18 protein-coding genes and 1 tRNA gene are annotated in these 23,810 nt (G+C 38.3%); 10 read left to right on the top strand and 9 right to left on the bottom strand.

The features are described 5' to 3' along the window. Window positions 1-154: 154 nt before the first annotated feature. Window positions 155-4,159: an AAA domain-containing protein gene (locus tag OB69_RS17900; RefSeq protein ID WP_053225127.1), complete on the bottom strand. Its 4,005-nt coding sequence runs from the start codon at window positions 4,157-4,159 to the stop codon at window positions 155-157. Window positions 4,160-4,279: 120 nt separating this feature from the next. Continuing rightward, window positions 4,280-4,975 carry a class I SAM-dependent methyltransferase gene (locus OB69_RS17895; protein WP_053225128.1) on the bottom strand — a complete coding sequence of 232 codons (696 nt, stop codon included), beginning with the start codon at window positions 4,973-4,975 and terminating at the stop codon, window positions 4,280-4,282. Between the two features lie 268 nt (window positions 4,976-5,243). On the opposite strand from OB69_RS17895, the gene OB69_RS17890 reads away from it, so the two are divergent. From OB69_RS17890 to OB69_RS17865, 6 genes are all read left to right on the top strand, one after another. After that, window positions 5,244-7,748, top strand: coding sequence for a DUF5916 domain-containing protein (locus OB69_RS17890; RefSeq protein WP_053225126.1), 2,505 nt, complete (start codon window positions 5,244-5,246; stop codon window positions 7,746-7,748). Next, complete coding sequence (locus OB69_RS17885) at window positions 7,748-8,392, top strand: acyl carrier protein phosphodiesterase (protein WP_421979033.1); 645 nt, start codon at window positions 7,748-7,750, stop codon at window positions 8,390-8,392. Before OB69_RS17890 ends, OB69_RS17885 begins: the two co-directional genes overlap by 1 nt. A gap of 3 nt (window positions 8,393-8,395) precedes the next feature. After that, complete coding sequence (locus tag OB69_RS17880) at window positions 8,396-8,839, top strand: hypothetical protein (RefSeq protein ID WP_062303211.1); 444 nt, start codon at window positions 8,396-8,398, stop codon at window positions 8,837-8,839. Beyond that, complete coding sequence (crcB, locus tag OB69_RS17875) at window positions 8,836-9,207, top strand: fluoride efflux transporter CrcB (protein ID WP_053225123.1); 372 nt, start codon at window positions 8,836-8,838, stop codon at window positions 9,205-9,207. The genes OB69_RS17880 and crcB overlap by 4 nt, the downstream gene beginning before the upstream one ends. A 196-nt stretch (window positions 9,208-9,403) precedes the next feature. Beyond that, window positions 9,404-12,370 carry an HsdM family class I SAM-dependent methyltransferase gene (locus tag OB69_RS17870; protein ID WP_053225122.1) on the top strand — a complete coding sequence of 989 codons (2,967 nt, stop codon included), beginning with the start codon at window positions 9,404-9,406 and terminating at the stop codon, window positions 12,368-12,370. Continuing rightward, window positions 12,370-13,080 carry a hypothetical protein gene (locus OB69_RS17865; protein WP_053225121.1) on the top strand — a complete coding sequence of 237 codons (711 nt, stop codon included), beginning with the start codon at window positions 12,370-12,372 and terminating at the stop codon, window positions 13,078-13,080. Before OB69_RS17870 ends, OB69_RS17865 begins: the two co-directional genes overlap by 1 nt. Before the next feature lie 45 nt (window positions 13,081-13,125). Here the strand turns inward: OB69_RS17865 and OB69_RS17860 are convergent, their stop codons facing one another. The 6 genes from OB69_RS17860 to OB69_RS17835 form a co-directional block, all read right to left on the bottom strand. After that, window positions 13,126-14,178 (bottom strand): M42 family metallopeptidase, encoded by a 1,053-nt coding sequence (locus OB69_RS17860; protein ID WP_053225120.1) that lies wholly within the window; start codon window positions 14,176-14,178, stop codon window positions 13,126-13,128. 56 nt (window positions 14,179-14,234) lie between these two features. Beyond that, window positions 14,235-14,789 carry a hypothetical protein gene (locus tag OB69_RS17855; protein WP_053225119.1) on the bottom strand — a complete coding sequence of 185 codons (555 nt, stop codon included), beginning with the start codon at window positions 14,787-14,789 and terminating at the stop codon, window positions 14,235-14,237. Between the two features lie 109 nt (window positions 14,790-14,898). Then, entirely contained in the window at window positions 14,899-15,492 is a 594-nt protein-coding gene (locus OB69_RS17850; protein ID WP_053225118.1) for a hypothetical protein, read from the bottom strand. Window positions 15,493-15,654: 162 nt separating this feature from the next. After that, a complete protein-coding gene (locus OB69_RS17845) occupies window positions 15,655-16,491 on the bottom strand; it encodes a fimbrial biogenesis chaperone (RefSeq protein ID WP_053225117.1) in 837 nt (278 codons plus the stop codon). Window positions 16,492-16,503: 12 nt separating this feature from the next. Then, window positions 16,504-19,377 carry a COG1470 family protein gene (locus tag OB69_RS17840; protein WP_157608629.1) on the bottom strand — a complete coding sequence of 958 codons (2,874 nt, stop codon included), beginning with the start codon at window positions 19,375-19,377 and terminating at the stop codon, window positions 16,504-16,506. 421 nt (window positions 19,378-19,798) lie between these two features. Next, a tRNA-Leu gene (locus OB69_RS17835) sits at window positions 19,799-19,882 on the bottom strand. 135 nt (window positions 19,883-20,017) lie between these two features. Here OB69_RS17835 and OB69_RS17830 point away from each other — a divergent pair. The 4 genes from OB69_RS17830 (at window position 20,018) to mltB (ending at window position 23,386) form a co-directional block, all read left to right on the top strand. Beyond that, window positions 20,018-20,710 carry a LiaI-LiaF-like domain-containing protein gene (locus tag OB69_RS17830; protein ID WP_053225115.1) on the top strand — a complete coding sequence of 231 codons (693 nt, stop codon included), beginning with the start codon at window positions 20,018-20,020 and terminating at the stop codon, window positions 20,708-20,710. 104 nt (window positions 20,711-20,814) lie between these two features. Beyond that, window positions 20,815-21,114 carry a hypothetical protein gene (locus tag OB69_RS17825; RefSeq protein WP_053225114.1) on the top strand — a complete coding sequence of 100 codons (300 nt, stop codon included), beginning with the start codon at window positions 20,815-20,817 and terminating at the stop codon, window positions 21,112-21,114. Window positions 21,115-21,116: 2 nt separating this feature from the next. Next, on the top strand, window positions 21,117-22,343 hold the full coding sequence (locus OB69_RS17820) for a hypothetical protein (RefSeq protein WP_053225113.1): 1,227 nt from the start codon (window positions 21,117-21,119) through the stop codon (window positions 22,341-22,343). Window positions 22,344-22,411: 68 nt separating this feature from the next. Next, complete coding sequence (mltB, locus tag OB69_RS17815; RefSeq protein WP_053225112.1) at window positions 22,412-23,386, top strand: lytic murein transglycosylase B; 975 nt, start codon at window positions 22,412-22,414, stop codon at window positions 23,384-23,386. A 192-nt stretch (window positions 23,387-23,578) separates the two neighbouring features. On the opposite strand, the gene OB69_RS18750 is transcribed toward mltB, so the two are convergent. Continuing rightward, on the bottom strand, window positions 23,579-23,810 hold a 232-nt coding region (locus OB69_RS18750; protein ID WP_185096928.1), incomplete at its 5' end, for a hypothetical protein.

Below are 23,810 nucleotides of genomic sequence, written 5' to 3'. Positions count from 1 at the left end.
GTCAACCTATTTCAGGACGATACATGCCTCAGGATCATGGAAAGAAGCCCCGAGGCCTCGGGGTCATAGATGCTTTCAATAAAAAAATTAGCAACCTCCATTTAAGTACAGAATTTATATGACTTAAGTAACCCTATTATCACATTTAAAAAAATCAAGAAGCCTCTTGAGCAACCTCCACCAAACGACCGATATTCTCTTTTACCACTTGAGGATTTTGCCAGAAGTTTCGGCTATGAACAAACCTGTATTTCCATTCTTTTGACTCTAATAAGAATGGCTTGTAAACAAAACTGTCCTTAACCGTAGCGCTTTCATAAAATACGTTGTCGTCTGTCAGTAATACGCCTTTGTATTTTCCCCTCCACTTTAAAGAAAGGTCGGCAAAAGGAAGTTCTTCGGTGAATTTTATGGAAAAGTCTTTCTCCCAATCCTTCAGTTTGTTTTTCAAATACCAATCTTGACCAAAGGCTTTTGAAACATTGACAGTGGGTTCATATTCGCCTTCGGATACCTTTTTGGCATATTCCAAATAAGCCTTGAGTAGCTTTGGGCCTTCATTTTTTAACTGACTTACCTTCATTTCTTCTGGCAGTAAAGAAGTTACAATCACTACTTTTTCCTTCGCTCTTGTAATGGCCACATTCAACCGATTCTCTCCGCCAGCCATATTGAGGCTACCAAAATGCAGATTGATTTTACCCTTGGCATCACGTCCGTAAGCCGTAGAAAAAATGATAATGTCACGTTCATCCCCTTGAACGTTCTCGATGTTCTTCACAAAAAGCCCTTCCCAATCATTGAGTCCGTGCTCTTCAATTTTATCTTGAATTAAATGCTGCTGGCTCACATTGAAAGTAACCACCCCTACCGATTTAGATGTGTCGCTCTTCTTGAGTTGAAGGAGTAATTCAATTACTTTGTCAGCTTCAAGTATATTGGTCTGTTTTTCCCAAAGCCCATCCATTTTGATGAAATCAATGGCGGGTTTTGAATCATTAATTTGATTAAAATGAGGAAGCATCTGAAGCTTGCCTTTATAGAAATGTTGGTTCGAAAAGTCGATTAAAGCCAATGACTGACTTCTGTAATGGCCTTGAAGCTGAACTTGCATCAAAAATTTACTTGCCAGCTCTAGTAGCGATTCCACATCCAGCGCCATCTCTTCCGATTCTTCTTCCCACTTTACCCGATACAGGTCATTCGGCCTCAGTTGTTGATTATCGCCAGCGATGACCAATTGTTTCCCTCTATAAATGGCGGGTAAGCCCTTTTCTGAAAAGCACTGACTGGCTTCGTCAAAAATGACCAAATCGAAGAAGCTTTCCATAGGAAAAATGGCCGAAACGGATTCTGGTGAGGCCATCCAACAAGGCATCAAAGAAAAAATATCCTCAGAAAAATGATTGATCAATTTTCTCAAAGGCCAAATCTGTCGCTTTTTATTTACCTGATGTTCAAGATCCCGATAGGTGATCATATTGTTCAGGCGATTGTACTCCGCAGGCTCGTAGGTTTTTTCCCTGGCTTTTTGAAGCAAAATTTGAGTGCTCGTTTCCAGTTTCTGCGCCTCGGCATCCTGAAGATCGCTAATCATCTGCTCAAATTTTAAAGTAGATACCGACCTCAAAATCGGATGTTTACTTTCAATATGATCGATCCAAGCCAAACGCAAGCTATTATCGAAAATGGCTATATATTCTGCAGTGGTTCTTGCGCCCAACTCCTCCAGTTTTTTAAGCCCAGAAAGCCGTGCTTCTGTTAATGAGCTTTTGATTTGATCCATCTCGCAGATAGAATCGAAATCGCGCTTGAGTGTTCGCTTTAGTTGAGAAAGAAAATCTGAAGAAAGGAGTAACTGGTCTACCTGTACCGGAAGTATATATTTATTCCAAGCTTCCCTCTTTTTGGGTAAATCCTTTAGGGTGGTGCGAATGGCCTTTATTCTTGACTTTAATTCTTTAGCAGAGAGCTTTTTGACTGGAAAGTACTCTTTGAAATTAGTAAAGGAAGCAAAAATCAACTTGGCCCTTAGTGCCATTTCTAGCTGATCAATCCATGTATTTAAATCTTCCTGTTGAAAAGAATTGGGCACCGCTTCGATCCAAACAACCGATTTGATTTTTGTGATTTGATGTTGCAGATTCAAACGGTTATCAATGCGTTGATCTAGAATTTTAAAATCTTCCTTGGTGTTGGAAAGCCCATTGGCCACAAGAATTCTCGCCAACCGGATTTTCTCTTTGGAAAAACTCCACTTAATGGACCTAATAATCGATTTTCGCGCATTTGCCCTTTTCTTCAATAAAGTCTGAACCTCTCCAAGTGCTTTGGTTTCTAAACTTTTCTCTACCCCTTCGCCTTCAAAACATTTGTTGATCAAAACCCTATTGTTGGCCAACCAAAGCAAGTCGCTCTCCTTATTCGGAACACCAATCATGGGTTTTAGCAGGGCATAAATCTTTTCGTTTTTCAGGTACTCATTAAAGTCTTTGAGCTTGCCCAAATTTTCAGCCATTCTTCGGCAGGTATCGTAATCTACCTTTTCTTCCACTATGGCCGACACTTCAGCTGCCAAACGACTGGTTTCTACAGGAATCTCATCTAGGTATTCCAGCATTTTCTTTAGGTCTTGAACCTTAAAAGAAGAGAAGTCAACCCTTTCAGACCAAGGGTGCCCCTTCACATTTAATTTCTGCGCATACTCAAAATAGCGGGTCATTTCCTTTTCAAACTGATTGCCTCGGAAATCAATTTGGTTGTACTCTTGCACCAAAGGAATGGACTCCATTTCGGGGTCGGAAGTGAGGTACAATTCCTTTATAGAAAGGCCACTCTCGGTATCATCGAACAAGGCCTTTTTATAGTCTTCCAGGGTTTCGGTAACATCATCTATGGTTCGGCTGGCCTGCTTAAAAGTGCGGTCGAGTTGAATGGCGTCTAAGTTGGTATTGTTCCTTTTATATTCATTCAGTCGAGAGATTTGGCTCGAAATTTTCGAGTAAATCTCTTTCCGATCATTCTTGAAATCATGCACCAAACCTACAAAGTCAGTGATGTCTTTCGTTTTAAGGCGTTCGTACACAACATCTAAAGCCGCTCGTTTCTGACTTACCAAAAGCACTTTCTTTCCTCGGGCCATATAATCGGCCATAAGGTTACAAATCAGTTGGGATTTTCCTGTACCAGGAGGACCTTGCACTACAATAGAATTTCCTTTTTTAACCGCCTTAATGGCATTTTCCTGAAAAACATCTTTTCTGAAAGGTGTAAAAGTTTCCTCTTCTTTTACCTTATCCAGAAAGTACCGGTATGGATCAAAGTCGGCTCCAAAGTCATTTTGTTCTGAAAAGTTTTTCTGGGCGAAGAACTCTTCCAGCGAATCCACTTTTAAATTGGCCAGCATATGTTCGTAATCTGGCATAAGGTAAGAATCGGCTTGAGGAAAAATGCCTAATACCGCTTCTGAAACCAAGTTGAGCTTACCAAGATCGTTTTCCTTTTCAAATCCAGCTTTTGAGAATTCAGCAAAAGGGTTCAGTTTATCGGCATAAATTTCGCTTCCGAATCGAATACTGATTTTGCTTTCTTCCAGCAAATCATACAGGCTCGTTCTGAACACGGTACTTCCCTTTTCGAAATCATCAAAAGACCTTTCGAGCAAATCTTCATCAAGGCTTACATTATTAAAATGGGCATAAGCCATTAAAAAACTTTTGTTCAGGGTTATGTTCACATCTGTTCTTGGCTTTAAGCTCCACTCATTATCTTTCATTTCCAGATTCACTGGAAAGAAAATAAGTGGGGCTCGAACGATGGAGCCATCGTTAAATTTGCCCTGCACAAACGGCCAACCAACATAAAGGTCTTTACCCCCAGTTTCATCAAAGAGGAACTGCTCCCTCCTTTTCACTTTTCTCAACCTAGTAGCCAATTGATTGGAACGCGCATCTCTAGCGTCTGAATTTGGAATAAGCGGAATGGTGGCTTTCTGGGCAATAATATCTTCTATAATTCGAAAAGAAGGCTTTAAGTCCATATGATCGAAATCGTGGAGATCGATAAACTGATCGGACAAAAGCTTGAGCAACACCAGCGAGCGGTTGTTCGCTGAAAGGTTTGTCAATCGCCTGAGGTAGGATTGCAAAATGTGTTGCATAAACGAATTTAAGAATTAGTCTTTGGTTCGGGCAAAATCGGTGGTTCTTTATTCAAAAAAAGAATACTGGAAAAAGCATTTTATTCTTTCCAGCATCTATAAAAAAAGACTAGAAAAGAATTATTTGTACTCTTTAGGAATCATTCTGACCAAATACTGATCGTTTTCGTCTTTATGGAGGTAGTATAAAAACCAACCGCACTCTTCGGCAATGTCTGCAAGGGTATCTTCATCAATATATACCCAATCAAACCACTCACCTTTTTCGCCTAGGTATTCGTATTGAAAGCTTACTTCGCCATAATATTTGTCTGTTGGTAGGTCTTGGCCTTCATACAAATACTTAATATCTGAAGTGTCAAAAATCAACTGCCCTTCAGGTTTTAACAGGGTTTTGGCATGATCTAAAAATGTTTTTAATCGGTTGAGTTTACCCACCATACCTATCCCATTCATCAGTAGAATTATGGTATCGTATTTCTTTTGGTTGAATTTGAAGTAATCCGCTTGAATGGCATTTTTTAAGCCATCCTTTTTCATTAGATCAACGGCATGACTTGAGGTATCGATAGCGGTAACCGTCTTACCCATTTGTTGCAATACTAAGGCATGGCATCCTGTTCCTGCACCCACATCCAGGATGTCGCCATCGGCAATGGAAAGTGCCATTTGCTCCATTTCAGGCATCTCTTCATAGCTTCTAAAAAAATACCATACAGGCATTTCTTCGGCCTCACCATAAGAAGTATTAAGTATAAGTGATTGATCCTCTTTTCCAGCATGAAAATCGTTGAGTGCCTTTCCGTAAACATCCATGGCATAAAAGTACATTAAGAAAATGAAAGGACTGAATATTCAGAATTTCATTGCAATAAAAATTGGCCTCTTCTATTCTTCTTTGTCCGCACATACAGGCTCTTATAGTTTCAGTTTTGAAAACTATCCTTTCTGATATTCACATTTTTGAATACAATAATCATATATAATTAAACTCAGGAATTAGTGTACCAAAACCATTCACACCAAAAAATGAGGTGCGTAAATAATTTGAATTTATAAGTCTGCCAACTATACCCACCTTTGTGTGTTATTACATACAAACAAAAAAGCATTGAATTTCAATAAGTTAACAACCTTACTTCTAGCATTAGTTTGGTCCATTAGTGTAAATGCTCAACAAGAGCGCAAATCGTTTGAAGCGGTAAGGACCAATGAAAAAATCACTATTGATGGTGTAATGGATGAAGATGTGTGGTGTCAGGCTCCGTTAGTTACAGACTTTATTCAAAACAGCCCGAATCCGGGAATGCCATCCAGCAAAAAGACGGAAGTAAGAATGCTTTATGATGATGAAGCGATCTATATAGTTGCACAGCTTTATGATAAAAAAGAAGATGTTTTTAACCTGCTTACCAACCGTGACAACATTGGTAATTCAGATTATTTTGGGGTGAGCTTTGACCCTTATAATGCTGGGCTTAACGGTGTAGGGATTTTCGTAACTGTTGCTGGTGTTCAGTATGACACCCGATATTCAAACGGTGGCAACGAAAGTATTTGGAGAAACGACTCAGGATGGAATGCTGTTTGGCTCTCGTCTGTAAAAATTAACGATGAGTACTGGACTGTTGAAATGAAAATACCTTATGCGGTATTGAGATTCAGTTCTCAAGATGTGCAGAACTGGGGTATCAACTTTATGCGCCAAAACACTTCTTTAAATGAAAGCTCCTATTGGAGCCCGATAGACCCTGAAATTTCAGGTTATTTGAACCAAGCTGGTGTGGTCAAAAACATTAAAAACATTAAGCCCCCAACCCGATTGTTTTTATATCCATATGTATCAACCGTTGTTAACAGGGCTACTGGAGTTGGTGCAAGCAACCCAAGGCTAAACGGAGGTATGGACATAAAGTACGGAATTAATGATGCCTTTACTTTGGACATGACCCTTATTCCTGATTTTAGTGGAGTAAGATCTGACAGACAAGTACTTAACCTCAGCCCGTTTGAAGTTAAATTTGACGAAAACAGAGCATTTTTTACCGAAGGAGTTGAGCTTTTTAATAAAGCGGGCCTATTTTATTCCAGAAGAATTGGGGGCACCTTTGGCCACAGAAGTAGAGCACTTAACAACAACGAATCGGTTATTTATTCACCCGATGCCGCGCAGCTTATTAATGCGAGTAAAATTACAGGCCGAACTAATAAAGGCTTGGGGATTGGGTTCTTTAATGCCATTACTAAACCCACCTATCTAGAAGTTGAGAATATTGATACTGGTGAAAAAACCCAAGTAGAAGCAGACCCACTCACCAATTTCAACGTAATTGTTCTAGATCAAAATCTAAAGAATAACTCTAGTGTAACACTTACGAATACGAATGTTACAAGAGCAAAGAAGGGAGATGATGCCAACGTAACGGCTTTCAACTTTAGACTCAATGATGCCAATAGAAATTGGCGTGCTTCTGGTTTTTTTGGCTACAGTAACATAGCTTCTTACGCAGATGACATCAAAGACACCAAAAGTGGAATAAAATACAATATTGGAATTAGTAAGAATAGAGGGCAATTTCAATACGGTATAAACAGAAATGTAGAATCAGACACTTACGATATCAACGATTTAGGCTTTTTGCGCCAATCTAACCAAATAGAGCATGGAGCAAACTTCTCATTTAATCAGTTTAGCCCAGTAGGAGCATTTAACAACTACAGAATCAGACTCAATGCAAACCACGAACAACTATATGAACCACAAGAATTCTCGTCTTGGAGATACAGTATAAACGCTAGCGGGCAACTTAAAAACTTTTGGAGCTTAAGTACTGAATTCAACCAAAGCCCTGGAACTAGCAATGACTTTTTTGAATCCAGAGTTGCAGGCTATGTGTTTAAAAAGCCAAGTTACCATAGCGGAAGAATAAACATAAACACCGATAGTCGTAAGCAGGTAAGGGTATCTGGTAATTTAAGGTACGGAAGACGTCCTGATTGGGACCAGACGGACATTTCCTCAAATCTTTCTGCTAGAATTAGGATTGGAGAGCGATCGGAAATCAGTCATAATCTGGAAATCAGTAGACAAAATAATGAAAGAGGCTATGCACGAAGATTATACGACAGCGGAACGGGTGATTTAGAGTCAGTGATTTTTGGTAGAAGAGAAGTAAGAAATTTCACCAATACATTAAACGGAAGTTACATTTTCACCAACAGAATGGGGCTTACCCTTAGAGTGAGGCACTACTGGAGCCGTGTAGACTATAAAGAGTTTTATGAACTTACTGAAAATGACGAACTCATAGCCACAAACTACACTGGTATCGATTCAGGAGAAAGGGTTGATAACAGAAACTACAATGCCTTTAATATAGACATGGAATACAATTGGCAATTTGCCCCTGGTTCTGAAATTAAAGCCATTTGGAAAAGAAGCATAGGTACAAACGACTATGACACTCAATTGCGTTTCTTCGATAACTTCAACAACACTTTTGGAGCGCCAAATGTGGATTCAATTACCATTAGAATGGTTTATTTTATCGATTATCTAAACATTAAAAACATCTTCACCAAAGGCTAATTGTAATTCAAGTATTCAGTGGTTACCTTACTGGCCTAATAAAAAAGGTCATCAATTATTTAGCACATTTATATCTCTCAGGGTCACACTCAAAAATTGCCATTGGTAATTTCTTGGGCGATTTTGTGAAGGGAAATCAATATCAAGACTATGAGCCTGATATTGCCAAAGGTGTGCTGCTACATCGCGAAATTGACCGTTTTACCGATTCACACGAAGTGGTAAGTGAGAGTAAAAAAAGACTTTCAGAAAAATACAGGCATTATTCGGGCGTAATCGTTGATATGTTCTATGACCATTTTTTGGCCAAAAACTTTAATGAGTTTCATTCCGATGATTTGAAAACTTTTTCTGAAAATCACTTTAAGCAACTATTGGCCTTTCAAAACCAAATGCCTTCTCGTGCTCAACACATGTTACCTTATATGGTTTCAAACAATTGGCTCTTGGCATATGCCGAAATAAAAGGAATTCACCGTGCGCTTTTAGGTTTGTCTAGAAGAACCAAATTCGATTCGAAAATGGATGAATCAATTCAGGATTTAACACGAAATTATTCGATGTTCGAAGAAGAATTCAGGCTATTTTTCCCCGACATTCAATTACACATTAGCGAATTCAGAGAAGATTTGATTAATTCGTAACACATGATTATTTCTAAGCCCAAACGTAAGACTATCTTTTCCCTAACGGTTTTCACTCTAATTTCCGTTATAGGGGCACTCTACTTTATGCGTCAAGTTTTGGCAGAGCCATCGGGTACATGGAGGTATATTTTACTAGGCTTTTTATTGGTGGTTTGTTCCATTATGCTGTATAAGCTTATTTTCAATTATAAAGTATTGAAAATTGGCTATGACCAAATTCATGTTTACTACCCTTTCAGGTTCTTTAAATCAGTACAAGAAATATCTGAATTAGGGGCGTGGCAAGAAACTATTATTCACACCAATAAAACCGAATACAAGCAGCTTAAGTTGGTTTTCATAAATAAGGGCTATGTAAAAATATCGAATCAAGAAAACAGCGATTACGATAAAGTATACAAATACATTAAAAAGAAGGCGCCCAAAAAAGAGGTAAAAGAATGATTAAAAACGCACTCATTGTAGCTCTAGGTGGCGCAGTAGGGAGTGCCTTACGGTATGTAATTCAGAATACCATTCATTCAAAATACCCTAACCTATTCCCCTATGGTACTTTTGTAGTAAATATTGCAGGCTGCCTCCTTATCGGCCTATTGATGGGTTGGGCTACGCAAGAAAAGCTCCTTTCTCCTCAAATCAACCTTTTGCTTATTGCTGGCTTTTGTGGTGGATTTACCACCTTTTCTACTTTTGCCTATGAAGGCAATACTCTTCTACTTGAAAACAAACCACTACAAGCTTTATTGTATATAGCGGCCAGTGTTGTTGTGGGAATGATTGCTGCTTACTTGGGTTTGAAGTTGGCGAAGTGATTAGTAATTTTGGATGACCGAAGACTAATTCTAGAATTTGTCAAACTTGTCCAATAAACAATTTAAAAGGACTATCTTAACATTGTTTCTCGAAAAGCGAATTTTGGGTTTTAATATTTACTTGAGTTTCAAATAAAATTCTAATTACTAAAATAAATAGTCAATAAAACTACTTACTTTAGTGATTTTATGTCGTATGAATGAAATAGTAGAGGAAGGACTAAAGAAATTAGAAATGATTGGAGATTCCAATCATACATCAGGCCTTGTCTCTGTTCATAACCATCAAGGCCGCATAGCTCCTGAAGAATACTTAGTTCTTGAAAACGCCAAGAAATACAGAGCTGATTTTGTGTATTTCAGGAGGTTTCAAAATAGACCTTCCATCCCTCAAATTTTCATTTATGATTTCACAAATAAGATTGGGGTTGAGGAACAAGAGCTAACTCAGTTACACAAACAACTTTACAGTTCCGCTCAGGTTCCAATGTTCTTTGTGCTTACAAAAAAAGACATAAGAATCTTTAATTGTTTTGAAAGACCATCTGAAGGAAATCAACTAAAGTATAAGCCCTTAAAGGTTATAAAGTTGGCTGCAGATGTTTCTAAAGCTGTTCAACAAGAATATGATGAGTTTTCTGGAAGGGCTTTTGATAATGGAACATTCTGGGAAAACTCAAAGTATAGCAAGCAGTTTAAGTTTAGTAATAGCGCATATGAGAAATTACTTGTTGAATTAAAACAAGCATTAAGGGACATAATCAAAACGAAAGTCCTACCCGCCAATATTGCTAGAAAGGTAATGGTGACCTCTATCCTTGTAAGGTATTTGGAAGAACGTGAGGATGAAGAAGGCAGAAAAGTGTTTCCAAGTGACTTTTTCAGCAAGTTCATTCCCAAAGGAGAGAAATTCACCGATGTTTTTGAAAAGAAGGGAGCATATCTAAACCTTTTGGATTTCTTGGCCGAACATTTCAATGGGGGCATCTTTCAAGTAGATCATGATGACAGAGAGTTCCTCAAAACCGCTGATTTAAGTAGATTTGGCTTGTTTCTGGAAGGTGAGGCAGAAGGTCTTCAACGGGTTTTATGGAAACTGTATTCGTTTAATGATCTACCTGTAGAGCTAATTAGTAATATCTATGAGGAATTTCTTGGGAAGCAACGAGGTGTAGTTTACACACCTCCATTTTTAGTCAATTTCCTCCTTGATGAATCTATGCCTCTTGAATCAGAGGCTACTGACTTTAAAATTCTCGATCCAGCATGTGGGTCGGGAGTTTTTCTTGTTGGTGCATATAGAAGGCTTATTCATAGATGGAGAAGAAATAATAGTTGGAAAAGACCATCATTAGACACACTCAAAAGTTTACTCAGAGAAAACATCTTTGGAGTTGAATTGAACAAAGATGCCGCTGACTTGACCATCTTCAGTTTAAGTTTAGCTCTGTGTGATGAGTTAACCCCTTTACAAATCTGGGAGGAATTAAAATTTGACAATCTTCATGAGCGAAATATTATTCATGACGACTTCTTTAATGTATTAGCATCAAATAAACTGCAACAAGAATTTGATCTGATCATTGGTAACCCACCATTTGATTCAAACTTAACAGAACCTGCAAAAATTATTGAGGGCAAAGCTTTACTGGAAAGAAATGAATCAAAGGTAAATAAAAACTCCAAACAGATAAAATTACCTGATAATCAGGTATCGCTTCTCTTTCTTGAACAATCAGTTAGGCTTTGTAAAACAAAAGGTTTGGTATGTCTTATCCAACCGACCGGGCCTCTTCTCTATAACAGCTCCTCCACTCAATTCAGAAAACTTTTATTAGAGCAATATAATATCCCACAGATTGTTGATTTCACACACATTAATAGGATTTTATTTGGAGCAAAAGGAGATGTTGGTACAGCCGCAATATTCATAACTAATGAAAAGGCAACAGAAAAAGGAGTACTACACATTACTGTTCGTAGAACTAAACCTCATAAGGAGAAACTCTATTTTGAACTAGATACATATGATTTTCACCGTATTCCTAGACGATTGGCTTTGAATGATCCGTTGATTTGGAAATCGAATTTTATCGGTGGAAGTAGATTTCACCAGTTGATTTCGAGGATATCTGAAAATCAGTCTTTGAAGTCTTTCTTGAAAGGCAAAAAAGAATTGGGTTGGGCGATGAGTGAGGGTTTTACTGCGGCCACCAAAAATGATTTTAAGAAATTAGAAAAGTTAAAAGGAGATGGTGATCAAAAACCTCTGCAAGATTTTATAGATCGTCTTTCATCTCCTGCTATAAATAGCAAAAAATTTCTTCCGACAGAATCAATGACTATTAAGGGTATTGATTTATCAGCTTTGGAAGATAAACCCCCAGTAAAATATTTTCACAGTACGGGTAACGAAAATGTCTATTTGTCTCCACACATTCTTATAAAAAAGCTATTTGTTGAGCGTTTGATGCCAGTATCCTTCATTGAGCAGGATTTAACCTTTAAGGATAGAATTGTAGGTATTCATGCTCCTGAGGATCAAAAAAATGAGTTGATAGAATTATATGATTTATTGTCCCAATCTGAGGTGAACATGTTTTATATGGCTAGTACTAGCTCAGAGTTTTTGATAAGCAGGTCGTCATCTTTTCAGAAAAGGGATTTGGATAACTTTAGAATTCCATCTGATGAAGGAAACTTTGGTTTAAATTCATTCGAAAAACTTTTAGTTGATGACTTCTGGGATTACCTCGTAGATTTTAAAAGAAATGGTGAAAGCTCACCAATAGCAATTCAAAACGTAAAATCAGATAACCTTCAAAAGTATGGAGAAGTCTACTGTGGTATATTGAGTAAGGTTTATCCTTCGATTAGACCATATGAGTACTTCGAAACCAATTCTTATATCTGTTACCCATTTTATTTCGGCAAAAACACACCTGACATTGACTTTTCCAACGCTGATGAAGCCGAAAATCACCTGGAAGCTTTGGTAAGAAAAAACCTCAATGCAAGTTTAAGACTTACCCGCATTGTGAGAATGTATGAAGGGAACGTCATTTACCTGATTAAGCCTAAGAAGCTTCGTTATTGGCTCCAGTCGATTGCTCTACGAGATGCAGACGAAACATTTACAGACCTTAGAAAACAGGGGTATTGATGTTAGCAGATCGAATTGAAAATATCGGTAGTGGAGAGCTTTCTGAAGGAGTTGAAATTGACGCTTCCATAAAGGCTGTTATTGAATTCATCGAAACTCACTTTTCTCACTTCTCTGAGAAAGTCAAAGGAGAAATTACTGCAAGTGAAAAAGCCCTAACTGATAAACTTTGCAAATACCTTAACCGAGTAGCAGAACCTTATCCATTTTACTTTCACCATGAAAATGTAGAAGACCCAAGCTCGGGGATAAGTGCACAAACAGATATAGGCACTCTTTCAACAGATGAACAAATAACCGTTGGGGATAGACATTATAATGAGTTTGACTCTTTTTTTTCGATAGAGGCAAAAAGACTGCCCACGCCCGGCCATAATAGAGAAAGAGAATATGTAATAGGCCACCAAAAACCAAACGGAGCAATTGAACGATTTAAAAAAGGAATACACGGTAGGAATCTTAATTATGCCGCTGTTATTGGCTATGTTCAAAATGAGGACTTCGACTTCTGGTTTCTTAAAGTAAACGGTTGGATTGAAGAGTTAATCAAGACTTCTCCAACTGAGTGGATGGACGATGATAAGCTGAGAAAGATGGCCGAATCGAATGATCAACTGGCAAAATTCGAATCCGACAATATTCGAATTCCAGCCAAGTCTAGTTCAGACAAAATCAGACTCTTTCATTTTTGGATAACTCTGGTAAACTAAGTTTACACTATGAAATCTGTTTAATCCGCGACACTCAAGTTCCGGCTAATGACTCCAATCATAAGTATTCAGCTTCATTAAGCAAGCGATCAATAAGTCAATCGAGCCTTGAATATCATCTTTATGTGCCATTTCAATTACTTGATGTAAATGGCGAGTAGGGATAGAAACCGCTCCTGAAATTGCCCCGTTTTTACCCATTCGCTGAACTCCAGCCGTGTCGGTTCCGCCAGCGGTAAGTATTTCTGGCTGCCATTTAATTTTCTCAGAATTGGCAGTTTGCTTCATAAATTCCACCATACGATAATCGCAAATGGTTGAAGCATCCATAATTTTAATGGCTGTACCCTTTCCTAATTCAGTCACTTTTTCGTGTGGTTGCGCTCCCGGTAAATCGAAAGCAATTGTGGTATCTAAACCAAAACCAAAATCGGGGTTAATAGTATGAGCAGAAACGTTTGCCCCTCTTAAGCCCACCTCTTCCTGTACAGTAAATACTCCATAAACATCATAAGGCTGGTTTTTCAGATTTCTCAAAGCCTCTATCAAAATAAAAACAGAAACACGATTATCAATAGATTTACAGTTAACACAATCGCCCATTTCAATCAATTCCCTTTCTCTAGTAATCGGGTCGCCAATTGATATAAGCTTTTCTACTTCCTCTTTAGGCCTGCCTAAATCGATAAAATAGTCTGATAGTTTGGCCAGTTTAGTACGTTCTTCAGCCGACATTACGTGAATAGGCTTACTACCCATTACGCCAATTACATCTTCCTTACCATGAATAATTACTCTCTGAGCGGTCAGAGTTTTAGGATCGAAACCACCTAAAGTATGAAAACGCACAAAGCCATTATCATCAATATGGGTTACTATAAAACCAATTTCGTCCATATGAGCCGCTACCATGGCCTTTTTCCCATCAGGATTATTTACTCCTTTTTTAATGGCTATTACATTGCCCATATTATCTACCGACAACTCATCTACCAAAGGGGAAACTTCTTTAATTACCAAATCGCGAATTCTCTTTTCAAAACCAGGCGCTCCAGCCTCTTCGCAAATTTTCTTCAGAAGGGATACATTAATACTCATATGACGTACAATTTTACGCACGAATATAGAGCTAAATTAAAAGCAGAAAAAGAGAATTAAAGGTCTTCGGCAAGCGTAAACACTACTGTCATAGAATAAACACCAGCACTATACCCCATAGTAGGTGTTAGTTTATAATCAATTCTAAACCTGTGTGTAAAAGCATTGCTGCTTGGGTCGCCCGGAGCATTTGCACCTATGCCGCTAGCCGTCAACGGGTCATCGGCAGCCGAACCAATTAGAAAAATAGGTGATGAGTTGTCTTGTAACTGAAAGAAAGCACTCTGTTGAGAGGTTCCTCCTGGGCTAGAAGCCCTTAACTCAAGTATTGAAACAGGAACATTTGAAGTACCTGCGCTAGAATAAGAGTCGAGTAAATCCCATCTGCCTGGAACATTGGTTTGTGCACCAACATATAAATCCCACTGAGCGCTAGATTCTACTGTGATTTCGGTTGCTCCGGCTAGAATAATTCCATTGTTGTATTGCCGGATGGTGTTAAAAGTAAAATTGAGGTCTGTTCCTCTTGTAATGTTGATATCAAGGCTTTGAGATCGAGCAAAAGAGGAGATAAGTGAAAGTAAAAATATGAAGCACCAGCCTCTAACCATGTATAAAAGTATATAAAATTAAAAGAGGTAGCAATATGCTACCTCTTTTTACCAATCAACATAAATCGAACTAACTTTTACTACGTCTTAGTAAAAAGTAATTTCTTTCTTATAAATCTTCTGCAAGTGTGTAAATCACGTTCAAGCCATAAAAACCAGCTTGATACTGAGCAGTCAAAGTAGGTACAATTCTGTAGTCTACTCTGAAAAAGTGTGAATCTGGGGTTGTTAAGTAAGTACCCGCAGCAATACCGTCACCAGCACCTACAGTTCCTACAATATCTAACCTAGTATCGGTAAGAGAAGTAAAGTTTGTAAGGGCAGAAGTACCAGCACCATCAATTACTCTTACTTCTAACAAAGTAGAAGGAACAGTAGAAGTACCCGCACTAGAGAAAGCTTGTAACTGAGCCCAGTTAGTAGTTTCTGCTTGTACATACAAATCCCAAGGAACAGTAGATTCTACTCTAAGTTCAGTAACGTTTGGCTTAATAATACCATTAACATAACTAGGAATTGTGTTGAAAGTGAATTCTACGTTAGGGTCTGTAGCCAATGTTAAATCAAGAACACCTTGAAGATCCATAGCTACATAAACGAATTCATTATCGTCTGGTAGAACTTGAGCATTCGCTTGAAAAGCGGATGTAACAGCGAGTAATGCGGCAATAGCCAGCACTCTCAGTTGAGCAACTTTTTTCATGAGTATTTAATGTTTAGGTTAAAAGTTTTGACAGGTGAATATATGGACTTATTTTCATATCTAAAACTATTCACAAGAAATTTTTCTTCTTTTTTAAAAGAAATACCCCTCTGAAAGGCTGAAAGGCAGATTTTATCTGTGAATATTTTTTCCATGAAAGAATTATTTACCCTTTTCAGGTATAGTAATTTCAATTTCGGCAGCAGCCACTTCGTCTCGGTTACCATAATCCAGTACCCCAAGCACCGAATATCGGCCTGGCGGAAAATCTTTTGGTATTTGAAAGTGTACATCTCGATTGCTCGCTGGCAAAACGGTAAAGTTTTTAGATTCCAAACGTCTTGTTTCTCCATTTCCAAGATTGGTCACTTCAGCATAGGAATTACATTTTAGAAAAGTTTCTCCGGTATTTTTAAGTCGCAATACCAGCTCTTCTCCTTTATGGGTAAAATCGATGACTTCGCCTTTTGAAAAAGTTACACTTGGTGGAGTTTGAAATACGTACACTCCAAACCTATACGACTGATTTAAATTAACAATCAAGCCATCACTATCCTTTTGTTGCGCTTGACGCTCATTGGCTATACGAATGTAGGCAACGGCCCAGCGCGCCATTAATGCGGTTGAATCTTGAGGTACATCCAAAGCCAGCATTACTTCTTGCTGTTCGCCTGGTGCCAATTCGAAAAAAGCAGGGTCAGCGCTTAGCCATTCTGCACATGAACGAGGCAATTCTCCTTTCTGCAAAAACTGACTTTTACCCGCTCTTGTAGCATCAAAGTCACCAAAATCCACTTGGAAGGTTTGTGTTTCTTCTGAGTTATTAGATACCGTAATTCTTCCTCGGCCACTTCCGCCTGGTGAAACTTTAAAATTCAGCCTTGTAGGTGAGGTAGATATTTTTTGACCATAGCCTTCAAAAACCACAAACATAAGTAAGCAGGCCATTGCCAACTTAGTAATCAGTTTGCTGTTTTTTGATTTACGTTCAATTTTCATGAGCTCATCAATTTATTTATTGTCTTCTTTATTGTCGAATTTCTTAATATTTATCCTTCTAGATTTTTCTATCAAGTAAAAAGTCACCTGATAATTTACATTCACGTTGTTCACGTTTAGGGTATAGCTACTTTGAGCAAACTGAAACTGTTCATCAACGGCTTGTTCGTTCACCTTAATGGTATATAAGCCAAAAGGAACATACAGATTAAACTCTCCTCCTTGCCCGCTTAAAGCAGAATAACTGTTTCCTAGATTATCTGTCATATTTACTCGAATGCCTGAAAGGTTCATTCCATCAGTTCCCAGAGCCGAATACTGAGCTTGCTGAAGAATAATATTGCCTTTTACTTGTACTCCGCGTTTTAAAGGAATAAAAATAGTACGGTCGTTGTCTAGTAGTACGGTTTGGCCATCACCTTTAAACCAACCTTCCACATTTGACAAGACATCCGATTTTATTTTGTACTCCCCTTGGGTTAGATTTTTGAAAATCACCACCCCTTGGTCATTTGTCATTAATGCCATATCGTTGACAGTGATTAAGGCATCATTAACGAAATCTTCTCCTACATCTCTTCTGTTGTTTCCGTTCAAATCTTTGAACACTACAACCTCCAAGTCATGGCTCTTGCTACCTGGCCTTTTAACATTGAATGTTTTTTTGATTCCAAAACGTAATAAAAAATTGCTTTGGGTGTAAGTATTGAAAACGCCATCGCCTAAAGCATTTACACTTGGTAGCGGGCTTTCTCCTTGATTAATTCTGAAAAGTTCGCCTGTTAAGGTAAACTGAAAATCGTTTTTAGAGTAGTAAGTCAGCATAGGGCTGAAATTGCTGCGAACGCGAGCTAGAACTGATTCGTAGCCAACATTGAAAGTAGGCCGAACTGAAAGGCGTGCTTTTCGGAAATTAAGATTGGCAAAAGCCGAAATATAGGCAGACTGAGGGTTGATACCATCTTCTACCACCCTAAGGTTATCTAAAACATTATATGGCCCATAATAATATCTGGCGGTTACATTAAGGTTTTTATACCTAAGAGTATTTTCCCAACGGGCAACTAAATAAGGGTCTACATCATAATCTTTTGCTTTGGTAAAGCCAGTATAGAACCGAGAGTAGATTCTAAATTTTGATTGCATGTTACTTGAGAAAAGAACACCCCCGCCTGTAGTAAAGGTTTTAATGCCTAAAACTTCATCGTCATGAATTCGCGGAAACAGTACGAAATTGCCGCTTTCGGTACTCCAACCATATTGAAATTCGTATACGTTTCTTTTAAATTCATTTTTAGGGAAAAGAAAGCCTTTGCTATAAATTTCGGCATTTCTGGAGTTCAAATCTGTTTTTAAACTGAAAAACTGACCGTCTTTAAATGGGTATCTTAAATTTACATTAAGTGAAGTGGTTCCTCTGTATTGAGATAAAAAGTTAGGGCTGTTCAATCTGGCCTGAGATGCCAAACTAATACCCTTATAGGTTACCGTATATCTAGCCCCAAAACCATAGCCTGTGGTTTCAAAAGGATTGGTGCTTTGGGTATGCTTTTCTTGGCTAAAACCAGCATTTACACTTAATCTCTGGCTTTGGCTTATTCTGTAACTACCTTCTACGGTTGCCAAACTTCCATCAATATCATTAAACTCATCTTTTCGACTGACCGCCTGCGCTTCTAGCTGAATCCCTTTCCCTCCATTATACCCCACTCTTGCACCAATATTTGTGAGGTAATTTTCAAGGTTTCCGTTTTGCTGACGTCTAACGTAAATTCCACCAACTTTAAATTTATCATACCTATAATTGCCTTTAATCCCTGTTCCATTCAGTAGAATCTCCATGTTATCTCCAATATCACCTGCCGCCACCTGATATTTGGGAGTAGTGTATTGAACAAAGCGATATGAACCTAAAAACTGAGTGCCAGTGTAAGCACTGTTCGAAATGATTGTTTGGTAGTAGTATCTGAGGTTTTTGTTTAAAGCTAAATCAGTATCACCATAAAGATCGAGACTGAAGTTTGTGAATTGTGAAAGAATATTATATGAATTAAACTCCATGGTAATCGGGATACTTGAATTACCCTCTTCGCTTTCAGCTTTTATTTCATTGCCCAATCTTAATAACTCTACTCTACCTCCAGAACTGGCACTTCCGCCAGAGTTATCTTTCACTTGAATTTGTACTCGGTAAGTTCCTTCGTCAGTCTCTTGCTCCATCATTGGCTTTGCCGAAAAAAAATCTTCCTTTTCTTTTCCACTAGTAAGTTTTGCAATAAATCGCAAAGTAGTATCTACCCCAACTGGTAGATTCATCGAAAAAGCATTCTCTGCTATTGGATTACCTTGGCTGTCGGTAATATTCACTTTTACTGGAGGCGAAAAAAACACATACACATCCTCATTGGAGTTACCCGTGTTTGTAAAATTAATCCTGAAACTTGTGCTGTCAGCTGTTGAAGGAAAATATGCCACTTTATCTACTACATTGGCCCTCCATTGCGAGAATTTCTTGATTTCTAAATTCCAAGGCGTGCTTGCCAGCAATATATTTTGATTTGAAACAGCCGAGGCATTTACAAAGTAATTTACGTTTCCTTCAGCGTTTTTTTGTGGAATAATTCGGACTGGAATAAAAATAGAATCGTTGGCGGCAACGGTGTAGTTCTTATCGCGGCTAGAAAGGGTAGACCAACCTGCGGGCGATGAAATATCTAAGCTAAATGTTACTCTTCGGGAAGTGCCATTTTTTACGCGAAGAACGTTAGTGGCAACTTCATCAACCGACCCAATGGTAGTACCATTGACAAAGGTCAGCGTGAATCCATTGGCGACTACGCTGTTATTTTGAGCTTTTGCATGAGTGCAAATTATCAGAAACAGCACGCCAATCACAGTAACGGAGAAAAATCTCCACAGCCTGAGAGAGCAGTTGATCACAATTGAGTTAGCACGTTTGGTGTTAGGTAATGGTCAAAGATAGAAAACTCTATTTAATTTCCTACAATAAGAGCACTTACCTTTTCGTTGAAAAAGGCCTTTAGAATGTGTAATGGGTATTTTTAACTACCAATTGCATTTTTTGAACTGTGAAATCAAATTATTTTTTCACTACTAAAATTTATATTCAACGCTCTCTCTAGTAAATAGTAACTATTCACACCTAAATCCATAGAAATTCCTCTTGGATTTAATAATGTAATGCTATGATAATACAATACATTCAGGCAGTACTTATCTAATTAAAAAAGACAAAAAGACTTGACGATTTAAAAGCAAAAAGCCCCGATAAAATCAGGGCTTTGAGTGCGCACGAGAAGATTCGAACTTCCACACAACTTAATGCACCACCCCCTCAAGGTGGCGTGTCTACCAATTTCACCACGTGCGCATGGTTTTTAAATTAGGGATGGCAAAAGTAGATAAGTTTTGATTCAATTCAAACAGAGGCCTAAACCATTTACATTTAATCGAATTGTAAATAGGTAGGAACCTTTCTACATTTAAACTCTGAAAAATCGCTTTTATGAATAACCTGAACAGAAATGCCATTGTAGGACTGATCTTTATACTGATCGGTACAGTATTTCTATTAGATAACCTCGACATTATTTCGTGGCACTATAGGCGATATATTTTTCAATGGGAAAACATCTTGATTATTGTTGGCGCTATTCTAATCCTTAACAAAGAGAATGCAAAAACAGGCGGAATACTTATGGGGATTGGTGTTTTGTTAAACCTAGATGAGTGGTTTAACCTTGATGTTAGCATATTTGACTTATGGCCTTTGGTATTTGTAGTTGCTGGCATCGCCATAGTAAACCGAAATAAGGAAACGAAAGACAATAGGTACGACCCAAATACTGGAAACTTAGACGCCAATAAAATAAACGACACAGCAATTTTTGGTGGTGGAGATAAGGTAATTAATAGCTCTAGTTTTAAAGGAGGCTCTCTAACCGCAATTTTTGGAGGGTCGACAATAGACCTAACCCAAGCCAAACTGGCCGATGGCCGTAATGAAATAGATGTATTCTATATGTTTGGTGGTTCGAAAATCCGTGTACCTCAAGATTGGAATGTACAGGTAAGTGTTACTGGTATTTTTGGCGGAATGTCGGATAAAAGAAAACTGATAGATCCGCAAGCCGATGGGAACAAAGAGCTTATAATCCGCGGGACCGCAATTTTTGGTGGAGCTGAGGTAACCAACTAAAAAACTGGCGGCCCATTCAGCAGCATTTAAGTTTAAATTATTCCCCGAACGAATAAAACTTAAAGTTTTATTTATAAATTAGTGACACACAAACTCAACCAAGCATGTCATTAACAAGGGATATTATTAAAAGCCAGGTGGTGCAGCCTGCGTTATTATCAGTTGCCGATTTCACTGGAGATATTGAGGATTTTAGCTTCACCAACTTCCAGCCTACACACCAATCCGTATTTCTTAACAAAATAAAGTCTACCTTAAATGGGATACCTGTAACCGATGGAGGCACTCCTTACCCTCAATACATGTACGACATTATCTTGAACCCTTCTATTTTTTCGGATTGGGCAACCATAAAAGATTGTATTGACTACACCACAAACAACTATAGCACAGGCCCCCGTTAATCATGAAAAAGCTCTTTATTATTCTCCTGCTAAGTTTTGGGTTTAGTCTACAAGCCCAATATTCGTTTACTACGGTAGTTAATACTCCTTTAACTCCTTCTGTAAATATTGTGATTTCGAACTTAGGAAACGGTTCGCCTATTAATCAAATCCGTTCATTGGTTGTTTATGATTCAATCAAAAACTCCATCAACTTTTACTCCAATGGCAAGCCAGTTTTATTGAACAGCCCCGATACCCAAGTAAAAACTCGTTTTCAAAATAATGCCATACAGGTAGAATTAACCAAGGTGAGCAAATCTGACTTAGTGCTGCTCCAAAATTTAGGAAGTAATGTTTATTTAAGCTCTAATTCTGACATTTCTCTAACCCTTAATTCGGGCTCTCTAGTCATTCCTAAAACCAGTTTGGAGTCCCAATCATTAGGAAAAATTTTGATTACCAATGACCTAATGGAAACCTATTTTGGTGCCTTTGGTGGTGAATATGCTTATGCAAATAATTCATTCAATTGGAGTTTCACCCCTAAAAGCGAAAGTGATATCAATAAAATGGAGCTTAATGCAGATTTCAGTTTTCATCAGTCTTATCACCTCTCAAAAGGTAAGGCTGGTAATGAAAAACCCTTAGTCTTTTATGCTAAAGGAAGGGTAAGCACCAATGCCAAAGACTCATTAAATTATTTATACATCTACCCTTTAAACTTTGATATTTCGGGAGCCAGTGAGGCTCAAATGATGGCTAGGTTTGGGGTAGAGGGCAATCAAACATTCACTAGCGGGAGAATGGCGTTCAACTTCTCTTATGAAAAACTTATCAGGAATTTGGTCGATTTTACCTATGGTAGTAATAGGCTTAGGTTAAAGCCTGTCCTGAATATAGGCGGAAAAGTTTACAAGGAGTTTGACAATATGAGGATTGGAGCAGAATCTAGCAATGAACTATCGGGTCAAGTATTTGCCAATCTCTACTATAATATTCCCGTGTTCGATAACTATTCTATCATTATAGAATCAAACACGTATTATGACTTCAGCGAAGCCATTAATCCCAACCAAAAGCTAAAGATAAATTACAGTATTGCACTTGGTGTAGACATTCCAAAGTCACCATTCAAAACGCTATTTAAATATAAAGACGGACAAGTGGATGTTAACAATTTTTCTGATAGCAATTTGACCATCGGTTTATTGGCAGACCTTGAATCAGTATTAGGATCAGGTAAGTAAAGCCTTGCTTCAAATCTTTCTCTGGCTCTAAATTTGTAAATGAAGTTCGAAAAAGCCTAAATTCGAACATGATCAAATCATTTGCTTTCACTGCTCTTTTATTCATCTCGTTTGGCGCTTTCGCACAAATAGATGATTCTGCTGTTGCGAACTTTGCTAAGTCGTTTTCTGAAAAGAATAATGTACCGATTGAAGAAGTCAACGCCATTCTAAATAAAGCCACTTATCAAGCCGATATTATTGAGAAAATATCGAAGCCTGCCGAGGGTACAATGACTTGGGGGCGCTATCGCAAAATATTCATTACTGACGAACGCATTAATGCGGGAGTTGAGTTTTGGAAAGAAAACAGTGAAACTTTGGCAAAAGTGAGTGCCGACACTGGTGTTCCTGAACATATCATTCTAGGAATTATAGGAGTAGAAACTTACTTCGGAAGAATTAAAGGAAGCTACAAAGTGCTTGATGCGCTTTATACTCTCTCTTTCGGTTACCCTAAACGCTCCAAATTTTTCACTTCGGAACTCGAAGCTTACTTAATATTGGCTAAGGAAGAGAAACTCGACATTGAAACCACAAAAGGCTCTTATGCGGGGGCGATGGGATACAGCCAATTTATGCCTACTAGTTACCGTGCTTATGCCAAAAGTTTTGAAGATAACGGCACAAGAGATTTAATCAATTCGCCAGAAGACGCCATTACTTCGGTAGCCAATTACTTGAAAGTCCATCGTTGGGAGAAAGGTGAGCCTATAACTTCAAAGGCCACTATGACTCGCAAAATCACTAACTTAAATAAACAGGTACTTAAACCTAAAAACAAAGTAAGCGACTATACCGCTATTGGTTTTCAGCCAGCCGAAAAGTTAAATGCCAACAGCCCTGCCACCATGATTATTCTTGAAAACGAACAAGGAGAAGAGCACTGGTTTGGCATGAATAACTTTTATGTAATTACGCGCTACAATCATAGCCCACTGTATGCTATGGCGGTTTATCAATTGGCTGAAGCTGTAAAAGCTAAAAAAGGTAAGGCTGAATAAGAAAACCGAGAAAATACTATTGAGAAAATGACTCACAGCAATATTAATCTGACATTACGATTTTCTAGAGAAACCCTGATCTAAACCGATCAGGGTTTTTTATGCCCTTTAGTGCTCATTGTGAATGATCAAATAAAAAGGGACTACAGCAAAAATGCTGTAGTCCCTTTTCTGTGTTGTTAGGCTCCCTTCTTACCTACTCAACCTCACAATATGCACCCAGCTGTTTTTGAATTGGGTGTTGTTTCTGATTTCTTTCATTCGGGCGATGGCCTTGTCGAAGTCATTCAGGCTTTCGATGTAGAGGTAGTCGAGCTGGCGTTTTTGACTGGTAAACAGGCCTGCATTAGGGTATTCTGCCTTCAGCTCTTCTAAATACAGCTTGCCGTAACGGTTGCCCACCGAGTAAGAGGCTACTACTATC

The organism is Roseivirga seohaensis subsp. aquiponti, assembly GCF_001267955.1.
Lineage (GTDB): Bacteria > Bacteroidota > Bacteroidia > Cytophagales > Cyclobacteriaceae > Roseivirga > Roseivirga seohaensis.
The sequence above is the reverse complement of the archived record's forward strand: the minus strand, read 5'-3'. Positions and strand labels throughout refer to the sequence as shown.

Coding starts and splice junctions, on each gene's coding strand:
- OB69_RS17845 (WP_053225117.1), bottom strand. CDS start 16,491: ATGAAAATTGAACGTAAATCAAAAAACAGCAAACTGATTACTAAGTTG.
- OB69_RS17830 (WP_053225115.1), top strand. CDS start 20,018: ATGAATAACCTGAACAGAAATGCCATTGTAGGACTGATCTTTATACTG.
- OB69_RS17865 (WP_053225121.1), top strand. CDS start 12,370: ATGTTAGCAGATCGAATTGAAAATATCGGTAGTGGAGAGCTTTCTGAA.
- OB69_RS17825 (WP_053225114.1), top strand. CDS start 20,815: ATGTCATTAACAAGGGATATTATTAAAAGCCAGGTGGTGCAGCCTGCG.
- crcB (WP_053225123.1), top strand. CDS start 8,836: ATGATTAAAAACGCACTCATTGTAGCTCTAGGTGGCGCAGTAGGGAGT.
- OB69_RS17855 (WP_053225119.1), bottom strand. CDS start 14,789: ATGGTTAGAGGCTGGTGCTTCATATTTTTACTTTCACTTATCTCCTCT.
- OB69_RS17850 (WP_053225118.1), bottom strand. CDS start 15,492: ATGAAAAAAGTTGCTCAACTGAGAGTGCTGGCTATTGCCGCATTACTC.
- OB69_RS17870 (WP_053225122.1), top strand. CDS start 9,404: ATGAATGAAATAGTAGAGGAAGGACTAAAGAAATTAGAAATGATTGGA.
- OB69_RS17880 (WP_062303211.1), top strand. CDS start 8,396: ATGATTATTTCTAAGCCCAAACGTAAGACTATCTTTTCCCTAACGGTT.
- OB69_RS17895 (WP_053225128.1), bottom strand. CDS start 4,975: ATGGATGTTTACGGAAAGGCACTCAACGATTTTCATGCTGGAAAAGAG.
- mltB (WP_053225112.1), top strand. CDS start 22,412: ATGATCAAATCATTTGCTTTCACTGCTCTTTTATTCATCTCGTTTGGC.
- OB69_RS17900 (WP_053225127.1), bottom strand. CDS start 4,159: ATGCAACACATTTTGCAATCCTACCTCAGGCGATTGACAAACCTTTCA.
- OB69_RS17860 (WP_053225120.1), bottom strand. CDS start 14,178: ATGAGTATTAATGTATCCCTTCTGAAGAAAATTTGCGAAGAGGCTGGA.
- OB69_RS17820 (WP_053225113.1), top strand. CDS start 21,117: ATGAAAAAGCTCTTTATTATTCTCCTGCTAAGTTTTGGGTTTAGTCTA.